The sequence below is a fragment of the Streptomyces sp. NPDC051561 genome (assembly GCF_044454195.1).
Lineage (GTDB): Bacteria > Actinomycetota > Actinomycetes > Streptomycetales > Streptomycetaceae > Streptomyces.
Genome location: NZ_JBITDM010000005.1, coordinates 61,887 through 80,212 on the forward strand (window position 1 = coordinate 61,887; position 18,326 = coordinate 80,212).

General features: G+C 71.1%; 15 protein-coding genes and 1 riboswitch. Of the genes, 3 read left to right on the plus strand and 12 right to left on the minus strand.

The window, feature by feature from the left end; genetic code table 11:
• Nucleotides 1-22: 22 nt before the first annotated feature.
• Nucleotides 23-2,119 (plus strand): glycoside hydrolase, encoded by a 2,097-nt coding sequence (locus tag ACIA73_RS13720; protein ID WP_399438652.1) that lies wholly within the window; start codon nt 23-25, stop codon nt 2,117-2,119.
• A 64-nt stretch (nt 2,120-2,183) separates the two neighbouring features.
• On the opposite strand, the gene ACIA73_RS13725 is transcribed toward ACIA73_RS13720, so the two are convergent.
• Nucleotides 2,184-3,935, minus strand: a complete 1,752-nt coding sequence (locus tag ACIA73_RS13725) for a beta-galactosidase family protein (RefSeq protein ID WP_399438653.1) — start codon at nt 3,933-3,935, stop codon at nt 2,184-2,186.
• A 197-nt stretch (nt 3,936-4,132) separates the two neighbouring features.
• Nucleotides 4,133-5,551 (minus strand): peptidase C39 family protein, encoded by a 1,419-nt coding sequence (locus ACIA73_RS13730; protein WP_399438654.1) that lies wholly within the window; start codon nt 5,549-5,551, stop codon nt 4,133-4,135.
• 232 nt (nt 5,552-5,783) lie between these two features.
• On the opposite strand from ACIA73_RS13730, the gene ACIA73_RS13735 reads away from it, so the two are divergent.
• Both ACIA73_RS13735 and ACIA73_RS13740 read left to right on the plus strand, forming a co-directional pair.
• Nucleotides 5,784-6,386: a uridine kinase gene (locus ACIA73_RS13735; protein WP_399438655.1), complete on the plus strand. Its 603-nt coding sequence runs from the start codon at nt 5,784-5,786 to the stop codon at nt 6,384-6,386.
• A 424-nt stretch (nt 6,387-6,810) separates the two neighbouring features.
• On the plus strand, nt 6,811-8,736 hold the full coding sequence (locus ACIA73_RS13740; RefSeq protein ID WP_399438656.1) for an AAA family ATPase: 1,926 nt from the start codon (nt 6,811-6,813) through the stop codon (nt 8,734-8,736).
• 69 nt (nt 8,737-8,805) lie between these two features.
• Here the strand turns inward: ACIA73_RS13740 and ACIA73_RS13745 are convergent, their stop codons facing one another.
• From ACIA73_RS13745 to ribD, 10 genes are all read right to left on the minus strand, one after another.
• Nucleotides 8,806-9,930 (minus strand): hemolysin family protein, encoded by a 1,125-nt coding sequence (locus ACIA73_RS13745; protein ID WP_399438657.1) that lies wholly within the window; start codon nt 9,928-9,930, stop codon nt 8,806-8,808.
• A complete protein-coding gene (locus ACIA73_RS13750) occupies nt 9,927-11,354 on the minus strand; it encodes a hemolysin family protein (RefSeq protein WP_399438658.1) in 1,428 nt (475 codons plus the stop codon). The genes ACIA73_RS13745 and ACIA73_RS13750 overlap by 4 nt, the downstream gene beginning before the upstream one ends.
• Before the next feature lie 242 nt (nt 11,355-11,596).
• A complete protein-coding gene (locus tag ACIA73_RS13755; protein WP_399438659.1) occupies nt 11,597-12,055 on the minus strand; it encodes a PH domain-containing protein in 459 nt (152 codons plus the stop codon).
• Nucleotides 12,056-12,104: 49 nt separating this feature from the next.
• Nucleotides 12,105-12,953, minus strand: coding sequence for an ATP phosphoribosyltransferase (gene hisG / locus ACIA73_RS13760; protein WP_399438660.1), 849 nt, complete (start codon nt 12,951-12,953; stop codon nt 12,105-12,107).
• A gap of 83 nt (nt 12,954-13,036) precedes the next feature.
• Nucleotides 13,037-13,309: a phosphoribosyl-ATP diphosphatase gene (locus ACIA73_RS13765; RefSeq protein WP_189827830.1), complete on the minus strand. Its 273-nt coding sequence runs from the start codon at nt 13,307-13,309 to the stop codon at nt 13,037-13,039.
• 35 nt (nt 13,310-13,344) lie between these two features.
• Nucleotides 13,345-13,830 (minus strand): 6,7-dimethyl-8-ribityllumazine synthase, encoded by a 486-nt coding sequence (ribH, locus tag ACIA73_RS13770; protein WP_399438661.1) that lies wholly within the window; start codon nt 13,828-13,830, stop codon nt 13,345-13,347.
• A gap of 106 nt (nt 13,831-13,936) precedes the next feature.
• Nucleotides 13,937-15,319 (minus strand): bifunctional 3,4-dihydroxy-2-butanone-4-phosphate synthase/GTP cyclohydrolase II, encoded by a 1,383-nt coding sequence (locus ACIA73_RS13775; protein ID WP_399438662.1) that lies wholly within the window; start codon nt 15,317-15,319, stop codon nt 13,937-13,939.
• Entirely contained in the window at nt 15,316-15,969 is a 654-nt protein-coding gene (locus ACIA73_RS13780) for a nicotinamide riboside transporter PnuC (RefSeq protein WP_399438663.1), read from the minus strand. The genes ACIA73_RS13775 and ACIA73_RS13780 overlap by 4 nt, the downstream gene beginning before the upstream one ends.
• On the minus strand, nt 15,966-16,640 hold the full coding sequence (locus ACIA73_RS13785; protein WP_399438664.1) for a riboflavin synthase: 675 nt from the start codon (nt 16,638-16,640) through the stop codon (nt 15,966-15,968). The genes ACIA73_RS13780 and ACIA73_RS13785 overlap by 4 nt, the downstream gene beginning before the upstream one ends.
• Before the next feature lie 2 nt (nt 16,641-16,642).
• Nucleotides 16,643-17,740 carry a bifunctional diaminohydroxyphosphoribosylaminopyrimidine deaminase/5-amino-6-(5-phosphoribosylamino)uracil reductase RibD gene (gene ribD / locus ACIA73_RS13790; protein ID WP_399439027.1) on the minus strand — a complete coding sequence of 366 codons (1,098 nt, stop codon included), beginning with the start codon at nt 17,738-17,740 and terminating at the stop codon, nt 16,643-16,645.
• A 234-nt stretch (nt 17,741-17,974) separates the two neighbouring features.
• Nucleotides 17,975-18,105: riboswitch (FMN riboswitch) on the minus strand.
• Between the last annotated feature and the right edge of the window lie 221 nt (nt 18,106-18,326).

Consider the following 18,326-nt stretch of genomic DNA (forward strand, 5'->3'; position numbering starts at 1 on the left):
CCCACCGAACCGGGAGAGTTACGTGGCCCACCCCTACCCCCACCCACGCACCGAGCCCCGACCGCATCACCGATCCACCCCCCGCCGATCCCCCCGCAACCGCCCCGCCGCCGCAGCACTCGCCGGCGCCTGCCTCGCCACCCTGAGCCTGCCCGCACTCACGGCACCCACCGCCTCCGCTGCCCAGTCGGCCCCCACCCCGCAGTCGGCCCCCGCCGCACGGTCGGCCCCCGCCCCCCTGAACGTCCGCCTGGACCCCAGCTACCAGCAACCCGCCTTCCAGGGCTGGGGAACCGCACTCGCCTGGTTCGCCAATGTCACCGGCGGCTGGCCCGACTCCCAGCGCGACAAGCTCGCCGACGCCCTCTACAGTGCGGACGGCCTCGGCTTCACCATCGCCCGCTACAACATCGGCGGCGGCGACAGCCCGGAGACCGCCCCCTACATGCGCCCCGGCGCGGCCGTCCCCGGCCACTGGAACCGTCCGGGCCCACAGAGCCCCGACTGGTGGAACCCGGACGACCCCACCCACTGGAATCCGGACGCCGACGCCAACCAGCGCTGGTGGCTCACCGCCGCCAAGGCACGCGGCGCCGCCACCTTCGAGGCGTTCTCCAACTCGGCCCCGTACTTCATGACCGAGAGCGGCCTGACCTCGGGCGCCACCAACGCCTGGCAGAACAATCTCCGCCCCGACCAGTACGGCAAGTTCGCCGCCTACCTCGCCGGCTCCGTCCAGCGCGTACAGCAGTCCACCGGCGTCACCTTCGACTCCCTCTCCCCCGTCAACGAGCCGCACACCGACTACTGGCGCGCCGGTGGCCGCCAGGAAGGCTCGCACTGGGACCCGGACGCGCAGGCGCGCATGGTCGCCACCCTGCGCTCGGCTCTCGACGCGAAGGGCAGCAGACTCCCGATAGCGGCGATGGACGAGACCAACCCCCAGCTCTTCAGGACCAACTGGGAGACCTACGCCCCTGCCGTGCGCAGCTCGGTCGGACGGCTCAACACGCACACGTACGGTACGAACGGCCGCACCGGGGCCCGCGACATCGCCAAGGGCGAGAGCATCCCGCTGTGGATGTCCGAGGTCGATGTCGGCGGCAGCGTGCCGCAGAGCTTCACCGACATGAGTCCCGCCTTCGACCTGACCCGCCGCATCAACGACGACATCCGGGAGTTGGAACCGCGGGCCTGGGTGCTGTGGCAGGCCGTCGAGGACTACGAGAACATGACCCCGGCCCACGAGAACTCCAACTGGGGCCTGATCCAGACCGACTTCACCCCGGCGGACGCGGCGACCGAGCCGCTGCGCAAGAACAAGAAGTACTGGGCGATGGCCAACTACAGCCGTTTTGTACGCCCTGGCGCCCGCGTCATCAACACCGACGACCCGAACACCCTGGCCGCACTGAGCCCGGACGGCCTGGGCACCGTCGTCGTCCACACCAATCCGACCGGCGAGGAGCAGGACCTCACCCTCGACCTGGCAGGCTTCGGCACTGTCGGCGCCGGTCCCGTCCAGCGCCACACCACCGACGCCACCAAGGATCTCCGGCGCGAGGGCGATGTGACCACGACGGGCAAGTCCCTGAAAGCCACGGTCGGGGCGGGATCGGTGACCACATTCGTGCTGCCGGGAACCGCCGGGGTCGACCCCTCGGCCACCACCGCCCCACTCGGCGGCCCCCGCCAACTGGTCAACGACCACAGCGGGCTGGCCCTGGCCGTGGACGCCGCCCTCGCCCCCGTCCAGCGCGCCGCCGACCCGGCCGACCCCGCCCAACAGTGGACCCTCAGCAAGCTCGACACCACCGACTGGGGCAGCACCGCCGCCTACCGGATCACCCACTCGACGTCCGGCAAGGCACTGTCCGTATCGGGTGACACCCTCACCCTCGCGACGACCGGCGACTCGACCGGACAGCAGTGGATCCGCTCGACCGGCGGTGACGGACGCACCACCCTGGTCAACCGCGCCACCGGCAAACTCCTCGACGTGACGGGCGAGTCGACGACCGACGGCGACCCCGTCGGCGTCTACCGGCCCACCACGGGCGCCAACCAGTCCTGGACCTTCCGCAGCACCGCCCGACCGGGAGGGCGCCGCACATCCTGACCAGGAGGACACCGCGGCAGGGCACCGGCACTCGCGCCGGTGCCCTGCCGTCTGTCGCGGCCCGCTACTCCTCGGTCGGGCCGAGGTCCGCCGCCCCCCGGAAGGCGACGGTGCGGGCGCGGTGCGCGCTGTGGAGTTCGAGCACGACGATCTCGTTGGCACCCTCGCGCAGGACCGGGGCGGGTACGTAGAGGGAGCGCTGCGGCCCCCGCGACCAGTACCGGCCGAGCGCGAAGCCGTTGATCCAGGCGTTGCCCTTGGTCCAGCCGTCGAGGTGGAGGTAGGTGTCCGCGACCGAGGTCAGCTCGAAGCTGCCGCGGTGGAAGGCAGGACCGACCCTCGGCACGGCGGTGTCGCTGAACACCAGATCGCCCAGCCCGGTCAGCGGCAGCGGACGGCAGGTCCAGCCGGCGAGCGGGGCGCCGTCCAGCAGGACCTCACCCAGCAGGCCCTTGCGGTCGTGAATGCCCTGCCCGTAGTTGACCCGGCCCTGGTTCTCCACGAGCACCGAGAGCACGGCGCCCGCGCGGGGCACGTCAAGGGCCAGGGCGTGCTCGTGGTTCTCGCGCTCCAGCACGCCGGCGGGGCGGCCGTCGAGGAACACCTGGGCCCGGTCCCGTATCTGCTCGATCTCCAGGAGTGCGGGGCCCTGCGCCGGGAGCCCGGTCTCGTACAGGACGAATCCGAAGTCCTGCCCGAGCTGCTCCATCGTCAGCGGTTGCGCGGAGCGGACCGGCTCGCCGAGCAGCACGGCGCTGTCCAGCAGTCCGCTGCTTTCCGCCAGCGTCACCGGCTCCAGGGCGAGCTTGGGCGCACGGTCGGGCACCGGCTCCGCGGGGACCGGCGCGTACTTGCCGATGACCCTGCGGAAGGCCGTGAACTTCTCCGTCGGGTCGCCCGCCTCGTCCAGGGGGGCGTCGTAGTCGTAGGAGGTGACGGTGGGCCGGTAGGTGCCCTTGTCGTTGGCGCCGTTGGTGAAGCCGAAGTTGGTGCCGCCGTGGAACATGTAGAAGTTCACCGAGGCGCCGTTGGCCAGCAGTTCGTCCAGTTCCTGTGCGGCCTGCTCCGGGTCCCTGACCACATGGGGGCCGCCCCAGCGGTCGAACCAGCCGATCCAGAACTCGGTCGAGAGCAGCGGGCCGTTCGGCTGGTGGGCGCGCAGAGCGGCGAGGTTCTGCGCGGTACGGCTGCCGAAGTTGGCGGTCGCGAGCTGCCCCGGCAGCCGTCCGCGCTCCAGATCGGCCGGCTGGTCGCAGGTGAACAGTGGTACGTCGACGCCGCACCGGCGCAACGCGTCCGCCAGGTACTCCAGATAGGCGGTGTCCTCGCCGTACGCCCCGTATTCGTTCTCCACCTGTACGGCGATCACCGGGCCGCCGTTCGTGGCGAGTCGCGGCAGCAGGGGTGGCAGCAGCCGCGCGAAGAAGTCGTCGACGGCGGCGAGGAAACGGGGGTCGCGGGAGCGCAGCTGGATGTCCGGCTCGTTCAGCAGCCAGGAAGGGAGGCCGCCGCCTTCCCACTCGGCGCAGATGTAGGGCGCGGGGCGGAGCAGCACATACAGCCCCTCCGCCGCCGCCAGGTCGAGGAACGCGGGCAGATCGAGGGCGCCGTCCATGCGGAACTGATCCGGCCGGGGCTGGTGGAGATTCCAGGGGACGTACGTCTCCACGGTGTTGAGGCCCATGAGGCGGGCCTTGCGGAGCCGGTCGGCCCACTGCCCCGGGTGGACACGGAAGTAGTGCAGCCCGCCGGACAGGATCCGGAAGGGTTCGCCGTCGAGTCTGAATCCGCCGTCGTCGATCTGAAGAACGGGCATAAGAGGTTGCTCCTGGTGCTCAAGGAGAGGCGAAGTGGGAGGCGCATCAGCGGAAAGCCCTTGCCGATATCCTCATGTTTACGTAAACACAGAGAGTCTGGCAAGGCCCCCGAGCGGATGATGATCACGCTGCGGGGGCCTCATTCCTGCTCTTTCCTGCCCTCTTCCCGCCGGCCCTCCCTGCGGGCCTCCGGACCTCAGAGCAGCCCCAACCCCCTCAGAGCGCGCCGCTGGTCGCCCGTGGGACCCGTCGGCCAGTACACGTAACAGACGCCCCCGGTGCCGGACACCACTTTCCCGCTCGCGTTCTTCCGCTTGGTGCGGAGCCACACGTTCTCCCACTCACGCCGCCGGTAAACCCTGCGTACGGCGCTGTTGGTGGGGGCCGCCGGATCGTTTGCGATCACATCGCCCGAGGGCGTGAAGCCGATGACCGTCATCAGGTGGCCCGAGGTGCCGTAGCCGGCGCCCGTCAGTTCCTCCTTGAGGAAGGACTGGGACGTGATGACAGGGATACCGGCCGACAGGAGAATCGCCAGATCGTTCAACGATCCCAGCCGGGTGACGACCGCGTTCATGTCCCGGTACGTCGCGGCGTACGCGGCGTTGAAGGGCCAGTTCCCGCAGCCCGCGTACTGGTAGTCGTACGTCTGCCGGGCGGCATGGCAGACCTGGGGGTCCTCGTACGACGGGTCGACCCACGCCAGCTGCTCGGGAGTGGGCCGGCGCCCCCAGTACTCCAGGACCATCTGGGAGGAGGTCGGGCTGCACCAGGCCTCTCCCCCGTTGTCGTACTCCGGGTACTGCCCCACATGGATCTCCTGCGAGTGGCGCGGCACCCGCAGCTCGACCGCGCGGCACGGCTTCGACGCCGGAACGGTGAAGCGGTCAGGCACGTCGGAGGCCATCGCCCCGAGTCGCCACACCGTCGGCGAAAGGCCGGAGCCCGGCGGCCGGCAGAGGGTCACCCGCAGCTGATAGCCGGTCAGCCGGACGCCGGACGCCGGGTCGGTGACGCCGAGGGTGTCCGTGGAGACGCCGCTGCGGCCGTCGGCCTGGTCGTCGACGGAGGTTCGCCTGATGTCGGCGTCCCCTGCGGCCCAGCGGCCCATCACGTACCAGGGGGTGCGCGAACCGTCGGCGTACGCCGCCCTCAGTTCGACGGCCAGCCAGGTGCCGGGCGGGGTGTCCACGTTCCAGGAGGCGACGATCTCGGTGGCGGGGACACGGCTGCGGTGCAGCGGCGAGGTCCAGACCGCGTACTCGTAGCTGCCGGTGCGCCCGGTGTGCGGGTCGCGATACGTCGTCAGCCCGTCCGGTACGCCGATGACCAGGCCGGGACGGCGCCCGCCGACCGCACGGGTGCCGGGGCCGGTGCCGGAGCGCCAGTCGGTGTAGCTGGTCCAGAAGTGGTTGTCGACGGTACGGGCCTCCTCGGGACGGGGGGCGGGGGCAGGAGCGGACCCACCGGGAGCAGCAGCGTCGGCGGCGTGCGCGGCGGGCACGGCCGCGCCGGCCGCCGCCACCAGCGCGGCGGCCAGCACCGTCCTGCGCGGCGCGGACGGCGGTACGGCAGCAGATGACGGCACGGAAGCGGACGGATCGGGTCTGGCCATGATCGGGAACCCCCAGGGGGACGAGGTGGGCACGGTCCGTTCGAACAGCGGGCAACGAGCCGCCGGCAGCAGGCAGCAGGCAGCAGGCAGCAGGCAGCAGGCAGCAGGCAGCAGGCAGCAGCTATGGCTACCCCACAGCGGCGGCTCGCACCCAAGGTCCGCCCCATACTGCGACCGGCACCCCGGTCACCTGCGGCGGCACGCGGACGGAAGGGCTCCTAAGCTGGGCCGGGTGAACCACCTCGCCCCTCACACCTCTCTCGCCCCGCTCGCCGCCCGGCTCCGTGACCTCTCCCCCTCCTGCGGTCCGGTCCGGCTGATCGCCGTGGACGGGCACGCGGGCTCCGGCAAGAGCACCTTCGCCGCCCGGCTGGCCGACGCGCTCGGCGGAGCCCCCGTACTGCACCTCGACGATCTGGCCACCCACGACGAGCTGTTCGACTGGACCGGGCGGCTGACCGCCCAGGTGCTCGAACCGCTGTCGCGCGGCGAGCGTGCGCGGTACGCCCCGTACGACTGGGTGCTGCGCCGTTCCGGCCCCACGACGTACACACTTCCTCCCGCACCCGTCGTCCTCGTCGAGGGCGTCGGCGCGGGTCGGCGCGCCCTGCGCCCCCTCCTCTCGCACCTCCTCTGGATGGACATGGACGCCGAAAGCTCGTGGCGGCGCGGCCGGGAGCGGGACGGAGCGGAGCAGTCCGCGTTCTGGGACGGCTGGACCGAGGCGGAGCGGCGACATTTCTCGGCGGACCCGTCCCGTCCGTTCGCGGACACCCTGGTACGGCAGTTGCGCGAGGGATACGAGTGGCGTCAGGGGACCTCCGCGACCGCGTGAGAGAACCACTTCGTCACCTTCCGTAGTCGCCCGCCCCGACCCTGCGGAACGGGCGAAAAACCGCCCCCGCGAGTGCTCCAACTCCGCTTGACCCAGGGGGCGTACAGGTCTTACGTTCTCAATGTGCGGCTTTCCGAAGCCGCCCGCAGACACGAAGCCCCCGGTTGTTCCCCCGTGATCGGGGGCTTCGTTCTGCCCTCCAGGGCCCCTGCGGAGCGCGCGTAGACCCGGTTCACTCACTCAGGGTCACCATCCGTGCGGGGCCTGCGCCGCCCTTATTTTGCCGCCCCCTGCCCAGGTACGATGCCCTTCGGTGTGGTCAATTCCCGTCCGGGACACGGCGGTTCGGGCAAGTGCCAATGGCATTGGGTCACTGGCAAACGCCCGGCGCACATCACGGGGGGCACGGTCTGTGGGGGACGTGATGGACTTCGGCACGCAGGGCACGCACGCCCCGGCCGACCTCGCCTGGCTGCGCGGCGTGGACGCCTACACGATGGGGGCGTACCCGCAGGCGGAGGAAGAGTTCCGGGCGGCGGTACGGCTGGACCCAGGCATGGCGGACGGCTGGCTCGGCCTGCACGCCCTGCGCATCGACACCACGACGGCGCTGTTACGCATGCACCGCCATCGGGAGCGTTTCGGCGAGCAGCGCGCCCGGCACCGCCGGACGCTCAACTCCTGGTACTGGCTGGGCTGGTGGGTGCAGCCGGTCCTCGAAAGCCCGCGCGACCTGCTGCTCGCGCACGCCTCGCACTGGCTCGACGGGCGCCATGTCCCGGAACTGGACCGGGCGTTGGCCGGTCTGCCGCCGGTGGACACCGACCAGCAGGTGCGCTTCCTGCACGCGTGCCGGGCCTATCTGGTCAAGGACTGGGAGCAGTTGGTCCGCCACACGGACTCCCTCGTCGACGACCCGCTGCTCGGCATCGAGTCCGGTCTCTTCGGCGGGATGGCCCGGGTCCGCCTGGAGATGTTCGGCCAGGCCGAGCCGCTGCTCTCCGCCTCCCTGATGCGCTGCCGCAGCGAACAGCCCCAGCGCAAGGAGCTGCGCTACTGGCTGGCCCGGGCGCACGAGGGCACCGGCCGCAGCGCCGCCGCCCTTCCCCTCTACCGTGCGGTGCACCGCGTCGACCCGGCCTTCATGGACACCGCCGCACGACTCGCCGCGATCTCCGAGGGCGACGGCCTCGACGGGTACGACGAGGCGGCGGCCGATCTGGCGTCGGTGTCGCTGGCGGGGGCCGGGCTCGGCCAGGAATCCCTGGAATCGCTGGGCGAGCCGGAGGCCCTGGACAGCGGGGACCTGCGGGTGAGCGGCGACGGCCAGTTGCCGTTCGGCGGTTCCGTGCCGCCGGGAACGCCGATGGGGGTACGGGAGAAGGCCGGCCCCCCGCTGCCCGCCGGCCTGCCGCCCTTCCCTGCCGGGCCCTCCGACCCCGCGCTCCTGGAGCAGGCGCTCGGGGAGCTGGACCGGATGGTCGGCATGGAGCCGGTGAAGCGCCAGGTCCGGGCACTCTCGGCCCAGTTGAACATGGCCAGGCTGCGGGCCGGGCAGGGTCTGCCGGTGCAACCGCCGAAACGTCACTTTGTCTTCTCGGGCCCTTCCGGTACGGGCAAGACGACGGTGGCCCGCATCCTGGGCCGGGTCTTCTACGCGCTCGGTCTGCTCGGCGGGGACCATCTGGTGGAGGCCCAGCGCGCGGATCTGGTGGGCGAGTTCCTCGGCCAGACGGCGGTCAAGGCGAACGAGCTGATCGACTCGGCGATGGGCGGGGTGCTGTTCGTGGACGAGGCCTACAGCCTCGCCAACTCCGGCTACAGCAAGGGTGACGCGTACGGCGACGAGGCGCTCCAGGTCCTCCTCAAGCGCGCCGAGGACAACCGCGACCACTTGGTGGTCATCCTCGCGGGCTACCCGGAGGGCATGGACCGGCTGCTGGCCGCCAACCCCGGCCTGTCCTCCCGCTTCACCACCCGCGTCGACTTCCCGAGCTACCGCCCGCTCGAACTCACCAGCATCGGTGAGGTGCTCGCCGGGGAGAACGGCGACGCCTGGGACGAGGAGTCGCTGGAGGAGCTCCGCAGCATCAGCGGGCATGTGGTCGAGCAGGGGTGGATCGACGAGCTGGGCAACGGACGGTTCCTCCGCACCCTGTACGAGAAGAGCTGCGCGTACCGGGACCTGAGGCTGTCGGGGTACGCCTCCACCCCGACCCGGGACGACTTGTCGACCCTGCGGCTGCCGGACCTGATGCAGGCGTACGGAGAGGTGCTGTCCGGACGGGGGCCGGTGGGGAGGGGCCCGGGGGCGGGGCCGACGGATTCACCTGGGGGCGGGGGTCTGTAGCACCCCGCCCGGCCACACCGCCCCGCCCGGCCCACACAGCCCCGCCCCACAAGCCACGGCATGCGCCCCCTACCCCGCCAGCAACCTCCCCGCCTCCCTCTCCTCCCGGGGCTGTCCCCACCGCACCGCCGACGCAGCGCCCGACGCCGACGCCGGCACCTCCCGGTGCGACGGGTCCCGGACCTCCCCCACCAGCATCTCCAGCACATCCTCCAGCGCCACCAGCCCCAGCACCCGCCCACTCGCGTCCGCCACCTGCGCCAGGTGCGTCGCCGCCCTGCGCATCACCGACAGTGCGTCGTCCAGCGGAAGCTCGGCCCGGAGCGTCGTCATCGGCCGCCACACCTGCTGCGGCACCGCCCGCTCCGACTCGTCCAGGTCGAGTACGTCCTTGACGTGGACGTACCCCATGAAGGCTCCGGCGGGCCCCGGCGCACACACCGGGAAGCGCGAGAACCCGGTGCGGACGGTGAGTTCCTCGATCTGCCGTGGGGTGACCGACGGATCAACCGTCACCAACGAGGCCCGCCGCAGCAGCACATCCGTCACCGGGCGGCTGCCCAGCTCCAGCGCGTCCTCCAGCCGTTCCTGCTCCCCCGGCTTCAACAGCCCGGCCTGCCCGGAGTCCTCGACCAGCCGGTTGAGCTGCTCACTGGTGAAGACCGACTCGACCTCTTCGCGCGGCTCCACCCGGAAGGCCCGGAGCACCATCCGCGCACACCACCCCAGCGCCGCCGTGACCGGCCTGCACAGCCGGGCGAAAGCGACGAGCCCCGGGCTGAACCACAGCGCGGTCCTCTCCGGCGCCGCCATCGCCAGGTTCTTCGGCACCATCTCGCCGATGACCAGGTGGAGCGAGACCACGAAGGCCAGCGCGATCGCATAGCCGAGCGGGTGGATCAGCCCTTCGGGCACATGGGCCGCGTGGAAGAGCGGCTCCAGCAGGTGCGCCACCGTCGGCTCGGCGACCGCGCCCAGCGTCAACGAGCAGACGGTGATGCCGAACTGGGCCGCCGCCATCATCTGCGGCAGATGCTCCAGGCCGTACATGACCTGCTTGGCCCGCGCCGATCCCTTGGCGGCCAGGGGCTCGATCTGGCTTCGGCGTACCGAGACCAGAGCGAACTCGGCACCGACGAAGAAACCGTTGGCGAGCACCAGGAGCAGCGCGAAGAGAAGTTGCAGAGCGCTCATCGAGCCGCCTCCGTGAGCTGCTTACCGGCGGACTGCTTACCGACCGACTGCCTGCCGACGGAATGCCTGCCGCCGGGGTTGCCCTCGGGCTGCGTGCCACCGGAGGCGACCGTGGGGGTGCGGACCAGCCGCACCCGCTCCGCGCGGTAGCGGTCCACCTGTCGTACGGACAGCTTCCAGCCGGGCAGTTCGGCCCGGTCGCCGGGGGCCGGGATCCGGCCGAGCAGATCGGCCACCAGGCCCGCGACGGTCTCGTAGGGCCCGTCGGGTACGTCGAGTCCTATCCGGCGCAGGGTGAGGACCCGGCAGCTGCCGTCCGCCTCCCAGCTGGGGCTGCCGTCCTCGGCGGGGGCGACGGCGGCCAGTTCCGGCCGGTCGGAGCCCTCGGCGTCGTGCTCGTCGCGGACCTCGCCGACGAGTTCCTCGACGATGTCCTCCAGGGTGACGACCCCGGCGGTGCCGCCGTACTCGTCGACCACGACCGCTATCGGCTGCTCGCTGCGCAGCCGCTCCAGGAGCGGCTGCACGGGCAGCGTCTCGGGTACCAGGAGTGGCGGTACGGCGATCCTGCCGACCGGTACCCGGATGCGCTCGTGCACCGGCACGGCGAGTGCGTCTTTGAGGTGCACCATGCCGACGATCTCGTCGATCCGCTCCCGGTAGACGGGGAAGCGCGAAAGCCCGGTCGCCCGGGTGAGGTTGAGGACGTCGGCGGCGGTCGCGGACGACTGGAGCGAACTGACCTTCACGCGCGGCGTCATCACATGCTGCGCGGTGAGGTGGCCGAGCGAGAGGGTCCGTACGAAGAGGTCGGCCGTGTCCTGTTCCAGTGCCCCGGCAAGCGCCGAGTGGCGGGCCAGGGAGACCAGTTCACCGGGGGTGCGGGCGGACGCCAGTTCGTCGGTGGGTTCGACGCCCAGCATCCGTACCAGACGGTTCGCCGTCGTGTTGAGAGCGGCGATCACCGGCCGGAACAGCGCCGAGAACCGGTGCTGCGGGCCTGCCACGAAGCGGGCCACCTGGAGCGGCTTGGAGACCGCCCAGTTCTTGGGCACCAGTTCGCCGATCACCATCTGCACGGCGGAGGCCAGCAGCATGCCGATGACGACGCTGATGCCGGAGACGGCGCCCGCCGGGATTCCGGTGGCGGTCAGCGGCCCGTGCAGGAGCGCCGCCAGGGCGGGCTCGGCGAGCATGCCGACGACCAGTGAGGTGATGGTGATGCCGAGCTGGGTGCCGGAGAGCTGGAACGACAGCTCGCGCAGGGACTTCACGACCCGGCCGGCGCGCTTGTCGCCTGCTGCGGCGGCACGTTCGGCGTCGGGCCGGTCCACCGTGACGAGGCCGAACTCGGCCGCCACGAAGAACCCGTTGGCGAGGATCAGGAGGAATGCCGCTGCGAGCAGCAGAAGCGGGATGGTCATGCCGCCGCCTCAGGAAGCGAGGGGGCGGCGCAGGTACTGCCGGACGATCCGTCCATTGCTGGAGGGAGTCACTCCTTGGGTCGAAGGTACGACCCCGCAAGCCGTCATGGCCGATTGAGCGGGGCGGGGCGCGCTCGGCGCCCCACCCCTCAGAGTAAACAGGACTGCCCTGTGAGGGGCAGGGGCTCAGCCGGTGAGTATCGACGGCGGGCGGGTCATCAGGTGGTCGGTGCTACGGCGGGTCAGTCGCTGTGCGTCCCGTGCGCCTCGACCAGCGCACGCAGGGCGCGGGCGTCCCGGATGGCCTGTTCCCTGGCGATACCGGGCTGGATGCCGAGGGCGGGCAGGCTGGTGCCGTCGCTGAGGTTCAGAAACACCCAGGCGTCCCCGGGGCGCAGGTTGACCTGGAGGATCTCCGCCCATTCCAGCCGTCGCCTGGTGGTGAGGTTCACCACGGTGACACCGGTCTCGTCCGCGACGACCTTGGGGCGGCTGAGCAGGATCAGCACGCCGAAGAGCAGCGCGCCGGTGAAGACGAAGCTCGCCCGCTCTCCCCCGCTGAGCATGTCGAGCGTCAGGCCGACCGCCGAGACCGTCGCGAACATCAGCGCCCCGATCGTCAGCAGGACCACCCGGGTGCGGTGGGGCCTGAAGGTGACCGGAAGGGCGGGGAGTTCGGGCTGCGACACGGCGGACGGCATCCTTCGGCGACGTACGAGAAGTGAAGAGGGACGGGTCGGGCTCGGGCTCTCAGAGACGGCAGGCGTGGATCGCCGTCGTGAGGATCGCCCTCGCGCCCAGCGCGTACAGGTCGTCCATGATGCGCTGCGCCTCCTTGGCGGCGACCATGGAGCGGACCGCGACCCAGCCCTCGTGGTGCAGCGGGGAGATCGTCGGGGACTCCAGGCCGGGAGTGAGGGCGACGGCCTTCTCCAGGTGCTCGACCCGGCAGTCGTAGTCCATCATCACGTAGGACCGGGCCACCAGGACGCCCTGGAGGCGGCGCAGGAACTGCTGGACCTTCGGGTCCTCGGCGTCGGCGCCGTTGCGGCGGATGACGACGGCCTCGGAGGTCATGATCGGTTCGCCGAAGACCTCCAGGCCCGCGTTGCGCAGCGAGGTGCCGGTCTCCACGACGTCCGCGATGACCTGGGCGACGCCCAGTTCGATGGCGGTCTCGACGGCGCCGTCCAGGTGGACCACGGATGCCTCGATGCCGCGCTCGGCGAGGAACTTGGCGACGATGCCCTCGTACGAGGTGGCGATCGTCTTGCCCGCCAGGTCCTCCAGCGAGGTGGCGGTGCCGGGCTTGGCGGCGAAGCGGAAGGTGGAGCGGGCGAAGCCGAGCGGGAGGATCGGCTCGGCGCCGGCGCCGGAGTCGATCAGAAGGTCCTCGCCGGTGATGCCGATGTCGAGGCGGCCGGCCGAGACGTAGATCGCGATGTCCTTGGGGCGGAGATAGAAGAACTCCACCTCGTTCACCGGGTCCACCAGGACGAGTTCCTTGGACTCCTTGCGCTGCTGGTAGCCGGCCTCATGGAGCATCGCCGACGCAGGTCCGGAGAGGGAGCCCTTGTTCGGGATGGCAATGCGCAGCATGAGGTCGGCTTCCTTTGTCGCGAAGGGAAAAGCGGGCGGGACGAGCGGTGTGCCCAGAGGTGGGCGTGCCGGAGGCGGTCGTGTCAGAGGTGGGCGTAGACGTCGTCGAGCGAGATCCCGCGCGCGACCATCATCACCTGGACGTGGTAGAGCAGCTGCGAGATCTCCTCGGCGGCGGCTTCCTTGCCCTCGTACTCGGCGGCCATCCAGACTTCGGCGGCCTCCTCGACGACCTTCTTGCCGATGGCATGCACGCCCTTGTCCACCAGCTCGGCGGTGCGGGAGGTGGTGGGGTCGCCGTTGGCGGCCTTCTGCTGGAGCTCGGTGAAAAGCTCTTCGAAAGTCTTGTTGGCCATGATGGTCCTTAGAGTACGGGGTCCCCCCAAGGCACTCAGCGCCAGGGTTCGGCGACCGTGCGCAGTGTGGTCGCGGTGGCGACGGCGGCGGTGACCGCCTCGTGGCCCTTGTCCTCGGCGGAGCCGACCAGGCCCGCGCGGTCGAGCGCCTGCTCCTCGGTGTCGCAGGTGAGTACGCCGAAACCGATCGGGACGCCGGTGTCGACGGAGACCTGGGTGAGGCCCATGGTGACGCCCTGGCACACGTACTCGAAGTGGGGGGTGCCGCCCCGGATGACGACTCCGAGGGCGACGATCGCGTCGTAGCCGCGGCCCGCGAGGACCTTGGCGACCACCGGCAGCTCGTAGGAGCCGGGAACCCTCAGCAGGGTGGGTTCGTCGATGCCCAGCTCGTGCAGGGCGCGCAGGGCACCGTCGACGAGTCCGTCCATGATCTTTTCGTGCCACTGGGCCGCGATTACCGCCACCCGCAGGTCGTTGCAGTTCTTCACGCTCAGTTCGGGTGCGCCCTTGCCGCTCACGTTCGTCGTTCTCCTTGCTTTCGGTCGGTGCTGACCGGTTGCTTGCTCGGGGTCGGTGGTTGGAGCCCGTGTCGGAAACCCCGGCCGGGGTTTCAGACACGGGCTCTCACTGGTTGCCGCAGGTGGGGACGGTGGCGCCGTCCAGCCAGGGCAGGTCGTGGCCCATCCGGTCGCGCTTGGTGCGCAGATACCGCAGGTTGTGCTCGCCGGCCTGTATCGGCATGGCCACGCGTCCGCTGACGGTGAGGCCGTGCTGGACCAGCGCGGTGATCTTGTCCGGGTTGTTCGTCATCAGCCTCAGGCTGCGGACGCCGAGGTCGGCCAGGATCCGGGCGCCGGCCGCGTAGTCGCGGGCGTCGGCCGGGAGGCCGAGTTCGAGGTTGGCGTCGAGAGTGTCGACGCCGCGTTCCTGGAGTTCGTACGCGCGCAGCTTGGACAGCAGCCCGATGCCCCGGCCCTCATGACCGCGAAGGTAGACGACGACGCCCCGTCCGGCCTCGGTGACACGGTGCATCGAGGCATCCAGCTGGGGGCCGCAGTCACAGCGCTGGGAGTGGAAGATGTCGCCGGTGAGGCACTCGGAGTGGACCCTGACCAGGACGTCCTCGCCGTCGCCGATGTCACCGTGGACGAGGGCGACGTGCTCGACGCCGTCGGCGGCCCGATAACCGTACGCGGTGAACTCGCCGAAGGTGGTGGGGAGTTGGACCTCGGCCTCACGAACCACGGTCGGCGCGGGGACCTCCTCCACGACGGCTTCCTCGCCGGCGCGGCGGTGGGCGACCAGATCCTCGATGGAGATGATCGTCAGGCCGTGCTTGCGGGCGAAGGGGATCAGCTCGGGCAGCCGCAGCATCACCCCGTCCGCGTCGGCGATCTCCACGATGGCTCCGGCCGGGCGCAGCCCTGCCAGTCGGGCCAGGTCGACGGCGGCCTCGGTGTGGCCGTTGCGAGCCAGTACGCCTCCGGGGCGGGCCCGCAGCGGGAAGATGTGGCCGGGGCGGACGAAGTCCCCGGGGGTGCTGTCGCCGGAGGCGAGCAGCCGCAGCGTCGCCGCCCGGTCCCAGGCGGAGATCCCGGTGGTCACGCCGTGCTCCGCGCTCGCGTCGACCGAGACGGTGAACGCGGTGCGCATCGACTCGGTGTTGTGCTCGACCATCTGCGGCAGCGCGAGCCGCTCCAGCTCCGGGCCCTCCATCGGGGCGCAGATCAGACCTCGGCACTCGCTCATCATGAACGCGACGATCTCGGGGGTGATCTTCTCGGCGGCGACGATCAGGTCGCCCTCGTTCTCCCGGTTCTCGTCGTCGACGACGACGATGGGCCGGCCTGCCGCGATGTCGCGAATGGCCTGCTCGACGGGGTCGAGAGCCAGGTCCTCGCGGTCGTCCTGCGGGGCGTGCTGCACCAGTGCCTCCGGAGTGTCGTACGGGGCGGGGGCCGACGCGGGGGCCGGGCTGCCGCCGGGGCGGGGCGGGGCGGTGGTCATACCGTGGCTCCTTCGAGGCGGGGCGCGGTGGTACGGCGGGAACGGATCCACCAGTCCCGCATGCCCCACAGGACCAGGCCGAGGTAGATGACGTACACAAAACCGGAGAAGGCGAGTCCGCTGGTGAAGGCGAGCGGTACGCCCACCAGGTCGACCAGCAGCCAGGCGAACCAGAACTCGACCAGTCCGCGTGCCTGCGCCACCATCGCGGCGAGCGTGCCGACGAAGATGTACGCGTCGGCCCACGGGCTCCAGGACAGCGACGGGTAGAGGGTGAAGAGGCCGCCCACCGCGAGGGTGCCGAGGGCAGCGCCGCCGAGCAGCATGCCGCGCTCGCGCCAGGTGGCGAAGCGGACGGCGATGGTCCCGTCCTGTGCCTGCTGCTTGCCGCGCTGCCACTGCCGCCAGCCCCAGAGGGCGACGCCGATGACCAGGAGCTGCTTGCCGACACCGCCGCTGAGGTGCACGGACGCGTAGGCGGCGACCAGGATCAGACCGGAGAGGAGCTGGGCGGGCCAGGTCCAGATGGAGCGCCGCCAGCCGAGGGCCAGGGCTATCAGGCCGACGGTGTTGCCGATCATGTCGGACCAGAGGATGTGCTGGCCGAAGGCCGTGAAGGCTTCGGAGTTGAGCCAGTCGAAGGCGCTCACTTCACGGTCTCCTTGCCGGAGTTCTGGGCGGTGCTGTTGTCGGTGGTCCCGGCGGCGGTCCGGTCGGAGGCCCGGTCGGCGTTCTTGTCTCCGAGCAGCCGCTCGACGTACTTCGCGAGTACGTCGACCTCAAGGTTGACCGGGTCGCCGGCCTGCTTGATGCCGAGGGTGGTCAGCGCGAGGGTGGTCGGGATGAGGCTGATGGTGAAGTAGTCGTCGCCCGCGTCGACCACGGTGAGGCTGACGCCGTCGACGGTGATGGAGCCCTTCTCGACGACGTACCGCGAAAGCCCTTCCGGGAGGGCGACCTTGACGATCTCCCAGTGCTCGGAGGGCGTGCGGTCGACGACGGTGCCGGTTCCATCCACATGGCCCTGGACCAGGTGGCCGCCGAGGCGTCCGCCCAGCGCCATCGGGCGCTCCAGGTTGACCCGGGAGCCGACGGCCAGGGCGCCCAGGCTGGAACGGCTGAGGGTCTCGGCCATCACATCGGCGGTGAACTCGCCGTCGGCGGTGTCCACCACGGTGAGACAGACGCCGTTGACCGCGATCGAGTCGCCGTGCTTGGCGTCCTCGGTGACCAGGGGGCCGCGCAGGCGGAAGCGGGAGGAGTCGCCGAGGTTCTCGACGGCGGTGATCTCACCCAGTTCTTCGACGATTCCGGTGAACACGCTCAGCGCTCCTTGGAGGCAGTGGGGACGGCGGGGGCGGGGACGGCGGCCGTGCGAACGGCAGCCTTGGGGACAGCGGTGACGCGCAGGTCGGGGCCGATGCGGACCGTCTCGGTCACATCGAGTCGCAACGCCTCGGCGAGAGTGCTGATTCCGGCGTCGGCGAGCGCGGCGGGGCCCGCGCCGAGCAGTACCGGGGCGAGATAGCCGATGACCTTGTCCACGGCGCCGGCCGCGACGAAGGCCCCGGCGAGGGTGGGCCCGCCTTCGAGGAGCACGGAGCGCACTCCGCGTGCGTACAACTCGGCGAGCAGGGACGGGATGTGGAGCCCGGCGCCGGTGCGCGGCAGGCGTACGACGTCGGGGAGGTCGCTGTGCGCGTCCTCGGCGACGGCGATCAGGGTGGGCGCCGCGCCGTCCAGCACCCGGGCGCCCGGTGCGACGGTGGCGTGGGTGTCCAGCACGACGCGCAGCGGCTGGACGGCGCCCGCGATGCCGCGCACGGCGAGGTGCGGGTCGTCGGCGCGCAGGGTGCCGGAGCCGACCACCACCGCGTCCGCCTCGGCGCGCAGCCGGTGGACATCGGCGCGGGACTCGGCGGAGGTGATCCAGCGGCTGGTGCCGTCGGCCGCGGCGATGCGCCCGTCGAGGGTGGCCGCGTACTTCCACAGGACGTAGGGCCGCTTCAGGGCGACGGAGGTGAGCCAGGCGGCGTTCCCGGCGGTGGCCTCGGCTTCGAGGAGGCCCTGCTCGACCTGGACGCCGGCCGCGCGGAGGGTGTCCGCGCCACCCTTGGCCTGGGGATTGGGGTCGGCCACCGCGTGGACGACCCGGGTGATTCCGGCATCGAGGAGGGCCTGGGCGCAGGGGCCGGTGCGACCGGTGTGGTTGCAGGGTTCCAGGGTGACGTACGCGGTACCGCCCCTGGCCTTCTCGCCCGCGTCGCGCAGGGCGTGCACCTCGGCGTGCGGGCCACCCGCGCGCTGGTGGAAACCCTCGCCCACGACGGTGCCGGTGGGGTCGGTGATGACGCAGCCGACGACCGGGTTGGGGCTGGTGGCGCCGAGTCCGCGCGCGGCGAGCTCGATGGCACGGCGCATGGCCCACGCGTCACATGCGTCGTGGGGCGTCGTTTCGGCTGCGGCGGTTGCCACCGGGTCCTCCTGCCACTTGGGGCACGGACTCCGGGGCCTGTCGATGACGACAGATGAAGCGGGCACGAGTCACGGGGTACGACAAGGGGGACGCCGAGCCAGAGAAAGAGGGGTGTCCCGTGGAAATCCCGGGAACTGCCCCGCCGACGGCGGCGTACCTCATCGACCTGTGACGGCCCGCCGCGCACTGCCTCCCATCCGGACTTTCACCGTCGGTCCAGGAATTACACCTGGTCAACCGGTCACTGGAGGTGACCGGGTCGCGGACTATAACCGCCGGTTCGGAATTACACCGACCCCGGAGTGCGCTGCTGCTGGTACACGGCCAGTGTGCCACGCCTGATCGCGGGCGTGGTCCGCAACGACTTGTGGGCTGACTCACAGGACTTGGTCCGGACCTATTGACCCAGCTGGTCTAGTCCTCTTAACGTCTGCGTCACCTCCCAGGAGACAGCCCGACGGTGTGCGCACACCCCGGGCATGCACGGCCCCATCCCCCGTTCCGTCGTGTGACGCCCGAGCCTCCACAGGA

Bases quoted from the DNA above. Each gene is read 5' to 3' on its own strand.
- ACIA73_RS13775 (WP_399438662.1), bottom strand. From the start codon at position 15,319: ATGACCACCGCCCCGCCCCGCCCCGGCGGCAGCCCGGCCCCCGCGTCG.
- hisG (WP_399438660.1), bottom strand. From the start codon at position 12,953: ATGCTGCGCATTGCCATCCCGAACAAGGGCTCCCTCTCCGGACCTGCG.
- ACIA73_RS13730 (WP_399438654.1), bottom strand. From the start codon at position 5,551: ATGGCCAGACCCGATCCGTCCGCTTCCGTGCCGTCATCTGCTGCCGTA.
- ACIA73_RS13725 (WP_399438653.1), bottom strand. From the start codon at position 3,935: ATGCCCGTTCTTCAGATCGACGACGGCGGATTCAGACTCGACGGCGAA.
- ribD (WP_399439027.1), bottom strand. From the start codon at position 17,740: ATGCGCCGTGCCATCGAGCTCGCCGCGCGCGGACTCGGCGCCACCAGC.
- ACIA73_RS13750 (WP_399438658.1), bottom strand. From the start codon at position 11,354: ATGACCATCCCGCTTCTGCTGCTCGCAGCGGCATTCCTCCTGATCCTC.
- ACIA73_RS13755 (WP_399438659.1), bottom strand. From the start codon at position 12,055: ATGCCGTCCGCCGTGTCGCAGCCCGAACTCCCCGCCCTTCCGGTCACC.
- ACIA73_RS13740 (WP_399438656.1), top strand. From the start codon at position 6,811: ATGGACTTCGGCACGCAGGGCACGCACGCCCCGGCCGACCTCGCCTGG.
- ACIA73_RS13765 (WP_189827830.1), bottom strand. From the start codon at position 13,309: ATGGCCAACAAGACTTTCGAAGAGCTTTTCACCGAGCTCCAGCAGAAG.
- ACIA73_RS13745 (WP_399438657.1), bottom strand. From the start codon at position 9,930: ATGAGCGCTCTGCAACTTCTCTTCGCGCTGCTCCTGGTGCTCGCCAAC.